Here is a 14,826-nt window from a genome sequence, read left to right as displayed (position 1 = left end):
CCGTCCGAACCTGTCCCAAATTCTCTGAGAGAAATAACCCGTCCCCCTTTGCTACTAGGCACGGCGGTTCTTCTGCACGAGCTCGTAGGCCTCCTCAACGCTGCCCGCGCGCACGTACTTGCTGATGGAAAGCATGCTTCCCTCCCCCGCTTTGCTTTGGAAACGCTTGGTGAAAACGCGTGATGCACCTCATCAGTGTACCGGGATTGCGCAGGGGCTCAAAGCGCGGGCAGGGCGGGCGCACCTGTCTTATGCCGAGAGCAGGCTCGGGTCGATGTAGTCGGAGATGAGCGTGTCGGCCATCCACGACGAGTTGTACGAGCGGCCTTGGAGCGCCGGATCGTCCTGGGCGAGCATCATGTACTCGTCGGTCGAGGCGGTGTTGGACTGGTCGCCCGGGTCGTTCCAGGTCGGGTCGACCACGGCCCAGCTGCCGTCGATGTTCACGAGGTTCCAGGCATGGTCGGTCGCGTAGACGCCGGGCTGGGGCGGCACGTTGCCGGTGGCGTACACCGACTCGAGGCCTGCGCGGTCGGCGAGGAGCTTGAAGGACTGCGCGTAGCCGGAGCAGATCGAGCCGCCGTCGAGAATGAGCGTGCGCACGGTGGACGGGTCCTGCGTCGCCGCGTCCATCGAGAAGCTCCCGGAGCTGATGGCGTCGTAGTTGTACCACAGGTTCTCAGCGATGTAGCCGTTGATGGCGCGCACCTTGTCGGCGTCGGACATGCCGTCGGTGATGATCTCGCCGATGATCTCGTCGGCCTTGTCGCTCACCTGCTGGCGCTGCTCGTTCAGGACGTCCTGGTCGTTGACCTGCTTCCACGGGGTCAGGCTGGTGACGGTGAGGAGCATCCTGCCGTCGCGGCGCGTCACCTGGTAGGTGGGGTTCCCGTTGAGGATGAGCGGGTTCTGGGCGCACGCCTCGAAGAGCGCGTCCGCGACGTTCGCGGTGTTCGCGGTGTTCGCGGTGCCCGCGGCGTTCGCGTAGTCGGTGACGTCGAGGTAGGTGTTGCCCGCGAGCAGGTTGGCCGCGATGAAGCGCACGAGGTCGGACGAGGCGTTGATCTCATAGGGCACGTCGGGCATCGCGGTCGAGGGCTGCTGGCTCGCCTGGACGGCGTCCCAGTCGATGCCGTCCTCGGCGTCGATGCGCGTGGGCATGCCTGACGGCGGGTTCTCGCGCTGGAGCTCGTCGAGTGCCTGCGTGGCCGCCTGCTTGACCGACTCGATACCGCCCGGCCAGTACGGCGCGAGCACGCCCAGCTCGCCGGAGAGCGCGGTGCCCGGCACCGTGTAGGGGATCACGTACATGTCGACGTTGCCCGTGGTGAGATGCTGCTCGTCCGGACCGTACGTGAGGTACTCGTTGTCGGTCCGCGCGTTGTCGTAGTCGAGCTGGAGACGCTGGATGCCCACCGTGCCGTCTGCCATGGAGACGTACTCGAACAGGCGCCACTTCATGTAACCGACCGGATCGGTGGCCTGATCGGGCTCGGTGTCCGATCCCTGGTAGATGAGCGCGCTGTAGGTCGCAGATTCGAGCGGCATCTTGCCCAGGAGGTCGTTGATGTTCTGGAAGTCGAAGGGCGACTGGGCGTCCCCGTCCGCCCCGACCGCGATCACCGAGATGGACGCGTCCTTGACATGGTCGGTGTTGGGAACGTAGTCGGCAACCTCGAGGCCCTGCTGTCCGGAGGCGGCGTCCTGGCGATTCTCAAGAATCTCGTCCTCGGACTCCCCGACGAGAAGCTCGTCGAAGCGGCCGTTCTGCTGGAAGGTTCCGGCCACCCCGTCATCCTGCATCATCTGGTTGAACTCAGCGGCATCGGTGTCGTAGTCGGCGGTGTCGATCGAGGTATCCTGCGTCGAGGCGAGCAGGTCATAGGTATAGCGGTCTAAGACAGCAGCTGCCGTCTCATTGACGGCGGAAAGGTATACCTCGTAGTGGTCTGCACCCTCAACCGGATCCCATGAGATTGAAAGCGTGCCGGTGTCGGTAACGTTGACCTGGACGTTGTCTGGCTCGGCGAGCGCGTTCTCGTCCTTGTCGATATCGTTGGCAACCGTGAAATAGGTGACCTCGGGCTTCTCGAGCTTCTTTCCGTCCGAGCCGATGTAGCGCACCAGGTAGTAGCCGCCAGAGCCGTACCAACGCCCTAACGGAACAAACTCGTCTGACTCGGCGTCATCAAGATGGAAGAGATCGATCTCGTCGGTGTCGTTACCGTTCTCGTCACGCACCCGGGGGTCGGCGGGCGCCACATAGAGGGCGTTCGAGCCGTCATCGCTTTCGAACATCGTGACCGAGGTCGGGAACTCGTGCGAGAACGAGCTGTCGGTGTAGACTCGCGCGACGTCGTAGGGATTCGTGTTGCCGATCTGATCGAAGCTATCGAAGGTCATCTCGATGCCCCCGTCGAGCGGAAACTCGAACTCGTAGCAGTCATCGAGATCGAGCTGGGCCTCCTGCAGGCTGTACTTGTCGGGATCCAGGGTGCCGTAGTACGAGGCGTCGCCGCCCGCGGGCGCGCCGCTGCCGCCGCCCAGCAACCGGGAGACCCCGAAGAAGCCGAGCACGGCAACCAGCACCACGACGACGGCCACCGCCACGGGGACCACCGGCACGCGCCTCTTGGCCTTGGGGGCGCCGGCAGACCACGGATCCCGGGGCTGGTCGAACGGGGGCTCGGGTGCGGCGTCCTGACCGGGACGCCCCTCGCCGGCGGCGCCGGAGGGCGCCTTCCCGCCGGACGCCGGTCCATCCCACCAGTTTCCGGACGACGCCTTCTCGGCGGGCGCCGGATCTTCAGCGGGCACATGGTCGCCGGCGGACGCCTGCGACGAAGCGAAGGGAGACGCAGGACGGGAGCCCCGACCGCTCCCGTCCTCGTACCCGAACGCGAAATCGGACTGCGCGGCGGACAAGGGAGAAGGCGGCCCGCCAAGTTCCGCACCGCACGCGGGGCACCTCCTCGCATCGTCAGGAACGGATTGCTTGCAATGCGGACACAGCATGGAGCCTCCTCGGTACTTGTCGAGCCCCTTTGTTTCCCAAGCGGCTCCCGACCACGTACATACAAGCCCCAGTATAAGGGGAATGCACGGGGGCGCTGGGCACGCCGTTCGGCCCCGCGCCATGAAAAAACAGCGGCGGAGGGACTTGCTCCTCCGCCGCTGCTGCGCGGTTCCCCTTCGGCGCGCCGCTAGCTCAGCAAGCTGCAGGCCGCGCGCCGTTAAACTCGTCTGCCGTTGGTTAGCACACGCCCTGGGCCATCATGGCGTCGGCCACCTTGAGGAAGCCGGCGATGTTGGCGCCCATCACGAAGTTGCCCTCGTGGCCGTACTCACGTGCGGTGTCGTCCACGTTGTGGAACATGCCGCGCATGAGGCTCTCGAGCTTGCCGTCGACCTCCTCGAAGGTCCAGGAGAGGTGCTCGGCGTTCTGGCTCATCTCAAGGCCGGAGACGAGCACGCCGCCGGCGTTGGCCGCCTTGCCAGGCATGAAGGCGACGCCGTTCTCCATGAGGTAGGTGGTGGCGTCCGGCGTGGTGGGCATGTTCGCGCCCTCGCCGACGACCTTGCAGCCGTTGGCGACAAGGGCCTTGGCGTCCTCGAGGTGCAGCGTGTTCTCGCGGGCGCAGGGCAGCGCGATGTCGCAGGGAAGCTGCCAGACGCCGCGGCCGTCGCCCTCGTGCCAGGTGGCGCCGGGGCGCTCGTCCACGTACATGGCCAGGCTCACGCCCTGGTCGTGACCGGAGCGCTTCTTGTTGTAGATGTGCTCGAGGACCTGGTAGTCGATGCCCTCGGGGTCCTCGACCCAGCCCTTGGTGTCGGAGGCGGCGATGACGGTGCCGCCGAGCTGTGCGACCTTCTGGATGGCGTAGATCGCCACATTGCCGGAGCCGTGGACGACGACCTTCTTGCCCTCGAAGGAGTCGCCGGCACTCTTGAGGTACTCGTCGACGAAGTAGACCAGGCCGTAGCCGGTGGCCTCGGTGCGGGCGAGCGAGCCGCCGAAGGTGAGGCCCTTGCCGGTGAGAACGCCGGTCCACTCGTTCTTGAGGCGCTTGTACTGGCCGAACATGTAGGCAACCTCGCGGCCGCCCACGCCCAGGTCGCCGGCGGGGACGTCGGTGTTGGGGCCAATGTGGCGGAAGAGCTCGGTCATGAAGGACTGGCAGAAGGCCATGACCTCGCGGTTGGACTTGCCCTTGGGGTCGAAGTCGGAACCGCCCTTGCCGCCGCCCATGGGAAGGGTGGTCAGGCTGTTCTTGAAGATCTGCTCAAAGCCGAGGAACTTGAGCATGCCCACGGTGACGGTGGGGTTGAAGCGCAGGCCGCCCTTGTAGGGGCCGATGGCGGAGTTGAACTCAACGCGGTAGCCGCGGTTGACCTGGACCTTGCCGCTGTCGTCCACCCACGGCACGCGGAACATGATCACGCGCTCCGGCTCGACGATGCGCTCGAGAAGCGCGTTCTCCTCGTACTCGGGATGGGCGTCGAGGGCAGGCTGCAGGGTCTCGAGGACCTCCTTGGCCGCCTGGATGAACTCGAGCTGCTCGGGATAGCGGGCCTCGAGCTCGGCAATGACTCTCTCGGAATACGTCATACGACACTCTCCTCTCCTCTCCTGCGGCCGCAGCCGCGACGAAAGTTCCGGAAGAGAGGATACGTGTGAGAAACTCGCCAATGCAAATTGAGCCCACGAAGCGTAACGGCATCGAACCTCGTGCGAAATCTACCGTACACATGAAACACAAGCGAAATCCGTTAGCTGGGAAAGCACGTCCCCTTTTGCCTCATCCCCAGCTAGCAGACAACACGGAGGGCGCGGGGGATGACGTCAATCACAAAGCGCGTGCCCCTGAGCTGCTCGCCGTCCACCTGACAGGGCGGCTCCTCGGCAAAGTCGAGCTCGGCGTGACGGATGTGACGCAGGCTCACGACGCGGGACCTTGCATGGCGCCCGCTTCGAGCCAGGCCAAAGAGCGCCAACAGGTGAGGGAATAGTGGCTTTTTGACGTTATAGCAAACGTCGAGAAGGCCGTCGCCGGGGTCGGCATCCGGGCAAATCCTGAAGCCGCCGCCGTAGGTGGGCCCCACCTGCACTGCAAAGATGAGCGTTTTGAGGTCGACGGGCTTCTCGCCGTCAAAGCTCGCCACACAGGGAAAGCCATCCTTTGCCCGAGAGAGGATCTTGAGCCCCGAGGTGATGAAGAGCGCCTCGCCCTCTTGTGAGGTGTTGGCCGCGCGGCGCTCCGTGGTGTCGAGCGCAATTGCCGCGTCAAGGCCAAACGAGAGCGTCTGCATGAAGTGGACGCCGTTGACCCGGCCGACCTCAAGCTCTTTCACGGAACCACGCACAAGCTGCGCAAAGGCGCCCTCGACGTCGTTTTTCACCATGCCGAGCGTGCGCGCGTAGTCGTTGCCGGAGCCAAGGGGTATCACGCCAAGCTGCGGTCGGGCGGACTCCGGGAGCCTCATGAGGCCGTTCACGACCTCGTGGATGACACCGTCGCCACCAAGAGCGAGTACCGTGTCAGACCCCACCGCACCCGCGGCAATCCCCACGGCGTCACCGGGCCCCCTGGTGAGGCGCACCTCGTAACCGCGCGTGGCGGCGGAGAAGCTCCCCAGAAAGTAGCGGGCAAAGTCGGCACCGGCGGCGCCCTTGCCGCTGTGGGCGGCGGGGTTGGCGATCAGGAGCGTGCGTCCGAGCGGGGATTGGGCCATAAGACGTCCTTCTCGAGGTTCTTCTCGCCTCGATTGTACGTCACCCGCCGCCGCTCAAGGCCTACGCCTTCACACCGTCAACCGGGCCAAGATAGACCCTCCTGTCCATCACGAGGAGGGGGTAGGCAACGATGGGAACAAGAACGAGCCCCGCCGCGTAGCCCGCCCCGGCGCCAAAGGAGCGCGCGAGCCGCTCGCTCACGATGAGCTGCGTCACGACCCAGAACGCAAACAGGAGCGTCACGAGCCACTGCGTCTCAAAGTATCGCCCCACGCCGAGAAGAATCGACACGAGGTACGCCGTGCTCGCGGCGGACGCAGTCACGCTCAGCGTGCGGTTGCCCGACGCGCCCTCCGAGACCTCCCATGTGGAGAAGACCGGGATGATGGCAGCCCAGCGCCTTCTGCCCATCTTTCCCAGCACCACCCACCTGCCGGCAATGGTGCTCAGCATGAGGATGACGATTGCGGGAAACCACAGCGTCGCAAGCGAGTTGATGAGGAACAGATCACCCACGGTGTCCTCCTTCCCAAGGGTTATGGTTTGCCTACCCATATGCAAGAAGCCCAAACATCGCGCTCGGGGGGGTCGGCACGCGTGCCGAGAAGAGCGGTGAGCGATATGCGAATTGGGGACTGTCCCAAATTTACAGATTGCCCGGCGGAGGGCGCTCGCTTATACTAAGCACTTGCGACCGGGGCGTGGCGCAGCTTGGTAGCGCATCTGCTTTGGGAGCAGAGGGTCGCTGGTTCGAATCCAGTCGCCCCGACCACGCAACGCGGGTGTGGTTCAATGGTAGAACCTCAGCCTTCCAAGCTGATGACGCGGGTTCGATTCCCGTCACCCGCTCCAGACAAAACAGCAGGTCAGACCATACAGATGGTTTGACCTGTTTTTCTGCAATTTGGGGACGTGTTTTTCCTCTCAGAGATCTTGGGACAGGCTTATCCCATCGAAGACGTCCCGCAACAGGGATCGTGCATGGAGCTGCGCCCCCTTTGCTCGCTCCTATCCCTCGCTTGCAAGCAGGATGCCCTTCTCGATTGCGTAGCGCCCAACACCCGTTATGCGAACGATCTGCTTGAGCGTAAGACCGGCGTCCCTCAGGGCAAGAAGGACGCGGCCCCTCTCAACGCCTCCCTCGCTCGCCAACGCTCGCGAATCTGCCGGATACGTCACGGCGTGCGCGATATCAAAGGCGTCCTCGTCAGGAATCCGCTTACCGGCCCTAAAGCAGTAACCCACCGGGCGCCCCTCGGCGCTCAGTGCGGCAAATTCGGCCGCTCCGCCCACAAGATCAAGGACTACGTCCACGTTGGTTATGAACGGCTCGCCAACATACTCGCGATAGCTGCTCCAGGCAAACTCCGTTGCCGGGCAGATCCCCGCCTTCTCCGGATTGTTGTGGATGTACCTGACCGCAGCAACGAGCTGGGAGTCCGTCTCAACGGGCACGCTCTTGAATCGCCCGGCAAAGACGGACCCGATGTGCCCCGTCCTGGAGTTGAAACGACCGGCGTACCTCGTCGAAAGACCATGCATCGCCGAGCTCAGGGCTCCCGTCTCGTCCGACAGCAGCAGGTGAGCATGCGTGGACATGAGACACCATGCGATAAGGGAGAGCCCGGGATCCTCAAGTAAGGCGGAGAGCGCGGCGAGAAAAACCTGTCCCAAAAACTCTGCACGGAAAAACACGTCCCCAAATAACAGAGACGGCGCCGCGGGTGCGACGCCGTCTCTAACCTGTCCCAAAAACTCTGACAGAAAAAACACGTCCCGTTTTAACGGGCGGCGGCCTGGAGCATGGCCTTGACCTCGGTGGCGGTCTTGAGCTTCATGACCTTCTCGGTGAGGGCGTCCGCCTCGGCCTTGGTCCACTCGGAGATGATGCGGCGCGTGCGCAGGATCGACGGGGCGGACACGGAGAACTCGTTCAGGCCGAAGGAGATGAGCACCGGGATGAGCAGCGGGTCGGCCGCGGCCTCGCCGCACATGCCGACCATGATGCCGGCCTTGTTGCCCTCCTCGATGATGCGCTTGAGCGAGCGCAGGACGGCGGGCTGGTAGACCTCGTAGAGGTAGCCCACCTTGTCGTTGCCGCGGTCCGCGCACATGGTGTAGCCAATGAGGTCGTTGGTGCCGATGGAGAAGAAGTCGCACTCGGCGGCAAGGTCGTCGGCAATGAGGGACGCGGCGGGCGTCTCGATCATGGTGCCGACCTCGATGTCCTTGTTGTAGGCTACGCCACGGGCGTCAAGATCGGCCTTGCACTCCTCAACGAGCGCCTTGACCTGGCGAATCTCGTCAATGTTGGTGACGAGCGGCACCATGATCTTGATGTCGCCAAAGGCGGAGGCGCGCAGCAGGGCCGTGAGCTGGACCTTGTACTGGTCGGGGTTGTTGAGGCAGTAGCGCACCGCACGGTACCCCATGAAGGGGTTCTCCTCCTTCTGGAGGTTCATGTACGGAATCTCCTTGTCGCCGCCCACGTCGAGCGTGCGGATGATGACCGGCTGGTCCTTCATGCGCAGCGCGACCTTCTGGTACGCGGCAAACTGCTCGTCCTCGCTCGGGAGCTCCTTGGCGTCCATGAAGAGGAACTCGGAGCGGAAGAGGCCCACGCCCTCGCAGTCGTGCTCGGACGCAACGTTGGCGTCATCCGGGTTGCCGATGTTGGCAACGAGAAGGACCTTCTCGCCGTCGCCCGTCAGGGTCTCCTTGCCGCGATAGGCCTCGAGCGCGAGCTTCTCCTCGGCGTACTGCTTGGCCTTGGCACGGTAGTGCGTGAGGTCGTTGTCGCCGGGGTTCACGAGCACGCGGCCGCGGGAGCCGTCGACGATGATCATGTCACCGCTCTTGATGTTCTTGGTGACGTCGGCCACGGAGAGCACCGCGGGAATCTCGAGCGCGCGGGCGATGATCGCGGAATGCGAGGTGCGGCCGCCGGTCTCGGTAACGATGCCGGCAACGTTGTCCTTGTCGATGTCGGCGGTCATGGACGGCGTGAGCTCGTGCACCACGACGATGGAGTTCTCGGGCAGCGTGGAGAGGTCAACGACCTCCTTGCCCAGAAGGTCGGCGAGAAGGCCGGTCTTGACGTCGGCGACGTCGGCGGCGCGCTCGCGGAAGAGCTCGTCCTCCATGTTGGAGAACATGTTGTAGTACATGTCATAGGCCTCGGAGACGGCCTGCTCGGCGCACATGCCGGCGTCAATCGAGCCGTTGACCATCTCCTGGATGCCCTCGTCCTCGGCAAACTCGATGTGGGCGCCCATGATGGCGGCGGCCTCCTCGCCCACCGTCTGCGTCATGCGCTCGATCTGGGCGTTGGTCTGCTCGATGAACTTGGCGACGGCAGCCGCGTAGCGCTGCTTCTCGTCGCCGGCGTCGTCGGGCTTGTGCGGAGTGAAGCTCAGGTCGGGCTCCACGGCCACGCGTGCCACACCGATGCCGATGCCGTCAGATGCGTTGACTCCCTCGTACATTCTCTCCCCCTACGATCTGGCCGCTCCCACGGCCGTATCCCATACTGTCCACGCCCAAAACAGGGCGAGAAACCCAAAGGAGGTCTAGCTCTTCTCGGTGGCCTCCGCCTCGGCGGCAGCGGCCTCGGCGGCGGCGCGATCCTTGTTTGCCTGGATGTCCTGGGCGATGGTGCCCGGGATGGCGCGGCCCATCTTCTTGTAGAGCGCGCTCACCACGCGGTCAATCGTGGCGCGCTTTGCGATGCCCTTGCTCGCAGCGGTAGCCGTGCCGCAAGCAGAGGCAAAGATGAGGGCCGTCTCGTAGTCAACGCCGCGCGTGACCTGCGAGAGGAAGCCGGCAACCATGGAGTCGCCCGCGCCGGTGGCGTTGACGAGCTTGATCTTGGCGGTGGGAACCACGTGCTCGGCGCCGTTCTCGTCGAGCAGCAGCGAGCCGTGGCCGCCGCAGGAGATGATGACGTTGCGGGCGCCCGCCTCCTGGAGCTTGTGCGCGTAGGGCATGCACTCCTCGGGCTCCTCGATGTCAACGCCGTAGATGCGGCCGACCTCGTGGTTGTTGGGCTTGATGAGGAACGGGTGCATCTCGAGCGCCTCCATGAGCAGCTGGCCCGGGGCATCAACCACAAACTGGATGCCGCGGCCGCCGAGGCGCCTCATGATCTGGGAGTACATGTCCTCGGGCAGCGAGTTGGGAATGGAGCCCGTGAGGACGAGGGTGTCACCGGCACCGACGACGTCCATGCGGCCCAGGAGCTCGTCGACCTTCTTCTCGGGGATCTTGGGGCCCATGCCGTTGACCATCGTCATGACGATGCCGTTGAGCTTGATGTTGATGCGGGTGTAGCCGCGGTCGAGAAGAACGAAGTTGCTCGCCACGCCCTTCTCCTGAAGACGGCGGAGCAGGTAGTCCCCCGTGAAGCCCGCGGCGATGCCCATGGCGATGCTGGGCACGTCGAGCTCGTTGAGGAGCGTGGAGATGTTGATGCCGTTTCCGCCACAGTGAAGCTCCTCGGTGGAGGAGCGGTTCGTGAATCCCATGTCGAGCGTCAACGGGTGCATGACATAGTCGAGGGCGGGGTTCAACGTCATTGTGTAAATCAACGCGCGCTCCTTCCAACTGGCGGGGCCACACCTGTTTAGTATGCCGTACGAAACCGTTCACATGCCGAGAATACCGCGAGCGCGCCCGACGTATCCGCCAGAGGTGGTATTTCGAGCCGGACACCAGTGCGATGCCCGGCTCGAAGTAGTCTCTGGTGCGCCCTGAGGGATTCGAACCCCCGACCTTGAGATTAGAAGTCTCCTGCTCTATCCAGCTGAGCTAAGGGCGCGGCGCGTAAGCGCGGGTCACATTTTAGAGCATCCCATACGCCTTCGCGGCGAGAATGCCCGTGACCGTCTTGGCATCGTCTATGAGCCCGAGGCGAATCGCCTCGATGGCGTCGTCAACGTCCACCCAGACCACGTTGAGAAACTCGCCCTCGTCAAGGCGAGAGGGGCCTTGCGTGAGGCCGTGGGCATAGTAGACCGAGGTGTGCTCGTTCGTGAATCCCGGGGCGCCGTAGGCCTCCGTGAGCAGCTCGAGACGATCGGCGACGAGGCCCGTCTCCTCGGTGAGCTCGCGCGCGGCACAGACGTCGCGCGGCTCCGCAGGGTCAACCTTGCCGGCGGGAATCTCGAGCGTCATGCGATCCAGCGCCACGCGGTACTGCCGCACGAGGCAGACGCGCCCGTCCATGACGGCAACCACGCCCGCACCGCCGTGGTGTCGCACGAGGTCGCGAAGGCCGTGCGAGCCGTCGGAAAGCTCGACCTCCTGGCGCTCGACCGAGAAGATCATGCCCTCCCACTCGGTCTTTGAGCTCACGACCTTCTCGTAGAGCGCCTCATCGTGTTCCAGCGCGCGACGTATGACGTCCAGGCCCTCGGACATCCCGTTCTCCCCTCTCAACGCAACCCAGCAAAGGTGGTGACAAGGGTGACAGGGTAGATTGTCACCATGAAGCTCATGGTGACAATCTACCCTGTCACCCTTGTCATCACCCCGGCCATCACAGCTCGACAAACTCTCCCGTAGCGTAGTCTATCTCGAAGCCAAGCGCGGCGTTGAAGACCTCGACCTCCTGGTCGACGCTTCCGTCCGAGGAGCGAACGTCAACGATCACGCTGCGCGGCAGAAGCTCGTCGCCCTCGTAGACGGGGGCGGCAGAGTAGTAGATGGTGCCCTTGGGGTTGTCGTAGAGCCAGTCGCGCGCGATTCCCTCGGTATAGGCCATGCCGCCGTCCTGCCCGCGGTTATCGCCCACGTTCTGGGGACGCGTGCCCGTAACGAGGTTGTAGGCGGCATCGTCCCCGCCAAGGGACTTAGCGAGCAGGTGGCTGCGGTTGAAGAGCGCGCCGTGATAGGTCTTTCCGTGCGGCATCTCAATGTCCACCTCACGGTTATGCCCCCAACCAGAGGGGTGGATGTCAGAGATGTCCTCCCGCTCGCGCTCGCTCCCCTCGCGCGCCATGTCAAGCGTCACGTTGGCAACCACGCGCCCGGTGCGCCCGAGCGAGTCCAGCCCCTCGTAGACGACCTCACCCGGCTCGAGCTCAACGTCAACGACGGCCGTGCCGATCACGCGGTAGTAGTCCGGGTACTTCTCGGCATCCCAGGCGGTGTAGGTGGCTTGGCGCTCAGAAAGACGCTCGAGCTGAGGTTGAGGGTCAATGATTCCCTGCAGTGCGCCGGAAAGCCCAAAGAAGAGCACCGTGACAAAAAGCGCGGCGAGAAGACCCGCTATACCCTTGAAGCCCGGCTGAGTTTTCGGTCGCCTGCGTGCCATGCCTCCCCTTTCTCTCCAACCGCAGGATAGCATGTGGCCCGGACACAAAAAGAGCCGGGCGCTGGGCCCGGCTCGCTCATCCGATGGTGGATCGTCAGGGGTTCGAACCCTGGACCTTGGGATTAAGAGTCCCCTGCTCTACCAGCTGAGCTAACGATCCAAAGAAAATGGTGGATCGTCAGGGGTTCGAACCCTGGACCTTGGGATTAAGAGTCCCCTGCTCTACCAGCTGAGCTAACGATCCATATTCGATTAAATGGGGTGGGCGAAGGGTCTCGAACCCTCGACCTACGGAGCCACAGTCCGTCGCTCTACCAACTGAGCTACACCCACCATTTTGGCCACCTCTTCAAGCAGCTCGACTATTATGCAAAACCCCGCGGCACGATGCAAGGACTTTTTTCTCGCCGCCCCGTTTCTCCATGACGGTGCATTCCAAGGCGCGCGGGCGGCAATCGGACGGATTTGGGCGCCAAACCGTCCACACGCCGCCCCATCGAGAAGAACGGGCAGGTTCCGGACGGTTCCAAGCTCAAAACCGTCCACATGCCGCCCCTACGCAACGAAGACCGCAAACACCACCGCCAGCACGGCGAGAAGGACAAGCGCGCAGCCACAGCCTCCACAGCCAGACCGGTCGTCCCCCTCGCGCAGCATCGGATCAACGCCATAGTGCGTGAACGCGCGCTCCGGCGTTGACCAGCGTCCGTCTCGATTGAAGCCAAACGGGTTGCCCGCCATGGCTAGTCGATCAGACCCTCCCACGTGAGCAGGGTCTCGTTGCGCAGGAACCGGCGGAACGGGCTGATGTCGCCCTCAAGGTGGAAGACGTCGAGCGCAGCGTGATAGGCGCCGTGGTCCTGTGAGCGAATCACGATGGGCGGCATCCCCATGGCGAGCAGCACGCCGTTCATGAGCAGGCGCGCCGTGCGGCCGTTCCCGTCCGCAAAGGGGTGAATCTCAAAGAGCCGCGCGTGGAGATAGGCGGCTATGGTGAGGTGGCGCCGGCCCTCCTCAAGATACGAGTTCACGTCGTCCGCAAGGACGCCCACCTCGCGCGGGACCTCGACCGCCGGGATGCCGATGCTCGCCGGCCCGCCCACGTAGTTCTCGAGCTTGAACGTGCCCGGGCGCTCGCCCGCAAGCAGGAGCTTCTCCTTGTACGTCCCCATCGTCACGAGCCCCTGGGCCTCCTGGATGAGCTCCTCGCTGAGGCGAGGGTCCTCCGCGAGCCTGGTGCGGGCAAGGTCCCAGGAGGTCTTGAGGTTGCGCGTCTCGATGAGCACCTGGACGTCGCCCGTGTAGTCCTTGACGGAGTCGTCCTTGATAATCTGGCTCACCGTGGCAAACGTGAGCTCATCGTTCTCGATCTTCTCGGAGTTGTAGACGTAGTCGAGCACAAAGTCGCCCAGGAGGCTCTCGCGACGCTCCTCGGGAAGCGCCACCCAGGTGGCAACGAGGTTGTCATAACGCTCCTTAAGTAGGTTGGCCATGGGGCACCTCCCATCGCTTATGTCCTTTGGGGCATTCTATGCCGAGAAGGACGTCGTCACGCCAACCACTCCGTCAGAGGCGGGCAGGCTTCGGCGGAGGGCCACCGGGGTCGCTCGCGAAGTCCCTACACCGACCCATCCCAGGTGAGAAGACACTCGGTCATGAGGAACTGCTTGAAGGGCGTGAGGTCGCCATCGTCGTGGAAGGCGTCGAGCGCGCCATAGTACGCCATCCGGTCCTGCTCCCTGATTACCACCGGCGGATGGCCCATGGCAAGAAAGACCATGTTCATGAGCAGGCGTGCCACTCGCCCGTTGCCGTCGGCAAACGGGTGAATATCAACAAGCGAGGCATGGAAATAGGCTGCCACGGTCAGAGCGTGGCAGCTGGCGGAAAGGTAGGAGTTCACGTCGTCGAGAAGGTCCCGCATAAGCTCGGGGACGTCCGCAGCGTCAGCGCCAACCGCCTTTGCGCCAACAACGTAGTCACCCAGCTTGAACGAACCGGGCCTCTCCCCGCTCCCCCAACGCTGCTCGTCATAGGTTCCATAGGTCAGGAGCTCGTGAGCCTTGAGGACAAGATTCTCCGTGAGCTGCAGCCCGGGAACCGCAAGAGGCCTCGCCCACTCCCAAGAGGTCTTGAGGTTCTGTATCTCAAAGAGCGTCCGAACATCACCCGTAAAGGCAATGATGCGCCCGTTCTCAAAGACCTCGTGAGTGTCGTGGTACGTAATGGCGTCGTTTTCGATCTTTCCTGAGTTGTAGGCGTAGTTGAGGACAAAGCTGTCCACGTGCGCCTCACGCGAAGGGGCGGAAAGACCCCTCCACCTCGAAACGAGACCCTCGTAGCTAGCGAGAAGGACGTCGGGCATCAGACTCACGCCCTAAAGATAGTCGGCAAGGCGCGGGCGCCCGGCAGACTGGCCGCTGGGGCGCGGACGGCTCGCCGTCCCATCGCTGTCGCTCACGAGCACGAAATCCCCTGACGCAAGGGCCTTGGAGAGGCTGCCATGAGCGCTCACGTATGCAAGGAGACGCTGGTCATCCACGAGGTTGCCGCTTGGGTCCTTCCATATGCGCATGTAACAGCCCTCCAATCTTTCCTCAACTAGGACGATTGTACCCGCTTGTGAGATTGGCCAGGTAGACTCCAGTCAGCAAGTCGGGGGCCCTACAAATCGAGCGCCTATCTCGTCGTGGCGATGAAGTAACCGTCTGTATAGAGCTATGAATTCATTAACCCGGCAGTCACCTGCGCTCCGTCCGACTATCTTGCGGCTAATCTA

General features: G+C 63.6%; 13 protein-coding genes and 6 tRNA genes. 2 read left to right on the top strand and 17 right to left on the bottom strand.

Annotated features, from left to right (window positions below; translation table 11 throughout):
- Positions 1-249: 249 nt before the first annotated feature.
- From QUW25_RS06075 to QUW25_RS06060, 4 genes are all read right to left on the bottom strand, one after another.
- A complete protein-coding gene (locus QUW25_RS06075) occupies positions 250-2,817 on the bottom strand; it encodes a transglutaminase domain-containing protein (protein ID WP_289511319.1) in 2,568 nt (855 codons plus the stop codon).
- A gap of 436 nt (positions 2,818-3,253) precedes the next feature.
- Positions 3,254-4,609: an NADP-specific glutamate dehydrogenase gene (gene gdhA / locus QUW25_RS06070; protein ID WP_289511318.1), complete on the bottom strand. Its 1,356-nt coding sequence runs from the start codon at positions 4,607-4,609 to the stop codon at positions 3,254-3,256.
- Positions 4,610-4,809: 200 nt separating this feature from the next.
- Positions 4,810-5,733: a diacylglycerol/lipid kinase family protein gene (locus QUW25_RS06065; RefSeq protein ID WP_289511317.1), complete on the bottom strand. Its 924-nt coding sequence runs from the start codon at positions 5,731-5,733 to the stop codon at positions 4,810-4,812.
- A 61-nt stretch (positions 5,734-5,794) separates the two neighbouring features.
- Positions 5,795-6,250 (bottom strand): DUF5684 domain-containing protein, encoded by a 456-nt coding sequence (locus QUW25_RS06060; protein ID WP_289511316.1) that lies wholly within the window; start codon positions 6,248-6,250, stop codon positions 5,795-5,797.
- Between the two features lie 179 nt (positions 6,251-6,429).
- Between QUW25_RS06060 and QUW25_RS06055 the strand changes: the two genes are divergently transcribed.
- Together QUW25_RS06055 and QUW25_RS06050 are read left to right on the top strand one after the other, a co-directional pair.
- A tRNA-Pro gene (locus tag QUW25_RS06055) sits at positions 6,430-6,506 on the top strand.
- A 6-nt stretch (positions 6,507-6,512) separates the two neighbouring features.
- Positions 6,513-6,586: transfer RNA gene (locus tag QUW25_RS06050), tRNA-Gly, on the top strand.
- A 156-nt stretch (positions 6,587-6,742) separates the two neighbouring features.
- Here QUW25_RS06050 and QUW25_RS06045 read toward each other — a convergent pair.
- The 13 genes from QUW25_RS06045 to QUW25_RS05985 form a co-directional block, all read right to left on the bottom strand.
- Complete coding sequence (locus QUW25_RS06045; protein WP_289511315.1) at positions 6,743-7,429, bottom strand: transposase; 687 nt, start codon at positions 7,427-7,429, stop codon at positions 6,743-6,745.
- An 86-nt stretch (positions 7,430-7,515) separates the two neighbouring features.
- Positions 7,516-9,219 (bottom strand): phosphoenolpyruvate--protein phosphotransferase, encoded by a 1,704-nt coding sequence (gene ptsP / locus QUW25_RS06040; protein WP_289511314.1) that lies wholly within the window; start codon positions 9,217-9,219, stop codon positions 7,516-7,518.
- Positions 9,220-9,303: 84 nt separating this feature from the next.
- Positions 9,304-10,320: a 1-phosphofructokinase family hexose kinase gene (locus tag QUW25_RS06035; protein WP_289511313.1), complete on the bottom strand. Its 1,017-nt coding sequence runs from the start codon at positions 10,318-10,320 to the stop codon at positions 9,304-9,306.
- Between the two features lie 153 nt (positions 10,321-10,473).
- Positions 10,474-10,550, bottom strand: a tRNA-Arg gene (locus QUW25_RS06030).
- Between the two features lie 23 nt (positions 10,551-10,573).
- On the bottom strand, positions 10,574-11,152 hold the full coding sequence (locus QUW25_RS06025) for an NUDIX domain-containing protein (protein ID WP_289511312.1): 579 nt from the start codon (positions 11,150-11,152) through the stop codon (positions 10,574-10,576).
- A gap of 118 nt (positions 11,153-11,270) precedes the next feature.
- Entirely contained in the window at positions 11,271-12,047 is a 777-nt protein-coding gene (locus QUW25_RS06020; RefSeq protein ID WP_289511311.1) for a DNA/RNA non-specific endonuclease, read from the bottom strand.
- Positions 12,048-12,131: 84 nt separating this feature from the next.
- Positions 12,132-12,207 (bottom strand) — tRNA-Lys (locus QUW25_RS06015).
- Positions 12,208-12,215: 8 nt separating this feature from the next.
- A tRNA-Lys gene (locus QUW25_RS06010) sits at positions 12,216-12,291 on the bottom strand.
- A 13-nt stretch (positions 12,292-12,304) separates the two neighbouring features.
- A tRNA-His gene (locus QUW25_RS06005) sits at positions 12,305-12,380 on the bottom strand.
- Positions 12,381-12,602: 222 nt separating this feature from the next.
- A complete protein-coding gene (locus QUW25_RS06000; protein ID WP_289511310.1) occupies positions 12,603-12,788 on the bottom strand; it encodes a hypothetical protein in 186 nt (61 codons plus the stop codon).
- A 2-nt stretch (positions 12,789-12,790) separates the two neighbouring features.
- On the bottom strand, positions 12,791-13,540 hold the full coding sequence (locus tag QUW25_RS05995; RefSeq protein WP_289511309.1) for a Fic family protein: 750 nt from the start codon (positions 13,538-13,540) through the stop codon (positions 12,791-12,793).
- A gap of 125 nt (positions 13,541-13,665) precedes the next feature.
- Positions 13,666-14,412: a Fic family protein gene (locus QUW25_RS05990; RefSeq protein ID WP_289511308.1), complete on the bottom strand. Its 747-nt coding sequence runs from the start codon at positions 14,410-14,412 to the stop codon at positions 13,666-13,668.
- 12 nt (positions 14,413-14,424) lie between these two features.
- Positions 14,425-14,622, bottom strand: a complete 198-nt coding sequence (locus QUW25_RS05985) for a hypothetical protein (protein WP_289511307.1) — start codon at positions 14,620-14,622, stop codon at positions 14,425-14,427.
- Positions 14,623-14,826 lie beyond the last annotated feature (204 nt).

Source organism: Thermophilibacter provencensis (genome assembly GCF_030372065.1).
Taxonomy (GTDB): Bacteria; Actinomycetota; Coriobacteriia; order Coriobacteriales; family Atopobiaceae; genus Thermophilibacter; species Thermophilibacter provencensis_A.
Note: the sequence above shows the minus strand (reverse complement) of the source record. Positions and strands in the feature narration are given on the sequence as shown.

Excerpts from the sequence above, each read along its gene's own strand:
- gdhA (WP_289511318.1), bottom strand. The coding sequence starts at position 4,609 with ATGACGTATTCCGAGAGAGTCATTGCCGAGCTCGAGGCCCGCTATCCC.
- QUW25_RS06065 (WP_289511317.1), bottom strand. The coding sequence starts at position 5,733 with ATGGCCCAATCCCCGCTCGGACGCACGCTCCTGATCGCCAACCCCGCC.
- ptsP (WP_289511314.1), bottom strand. The coding sequence starts at position 9,219 with ATGTACGAGGGAGTCAACGCATCTGACGGCATCGGCATCGGTGTGGCA.
- QUW25_RS06025 (WP_289511312.1), bottom strand. The coding sequence starts at position 11,152 with ATGTCCGAGGGCCTGGACGTCATACGTCGCGCGCTGGAACACGATGAG.
- QUW25_RS06020 (WP_289511311.1), bottom strand. The coding sequence starts at position 12,047 with ATGGCACGCAGGCGACCGAAAACTCAGCCGGGCTTCAAGGGTATAGCG.
- QUW25_RS06000 (WP_289511310.1), bottom strand. The coding sequence starts at position 12,788 with ATGGCGGGCAACCCGTTTGGCTTCAATCGAGACGGACGCTGGTCAACG.
- QUW25_RS05995 (WP_289511309.1), bottom strand. The coding sequence starts at position 13,540 with ATGGCCAACCTACTTAAGGAGCGTTATGACAACCTCGTTGCCACCTGG.
- QUW25_RS05990 (WP_289511308.1), bottom strand. The coding sequence starts at position 14,412 with ATGCCCGACGTCCTTCTCGCTAGCTACGAGGGTCTCGTTTCGAGGTGG.
- QUW25_RS05985 (WP_289511307.1), bottom strand. The coding sequence starts at position 14,622 with ATGCGCATATGGAAGGACCCAAGCGGCAACCTCGTGGATGACCAGCGT.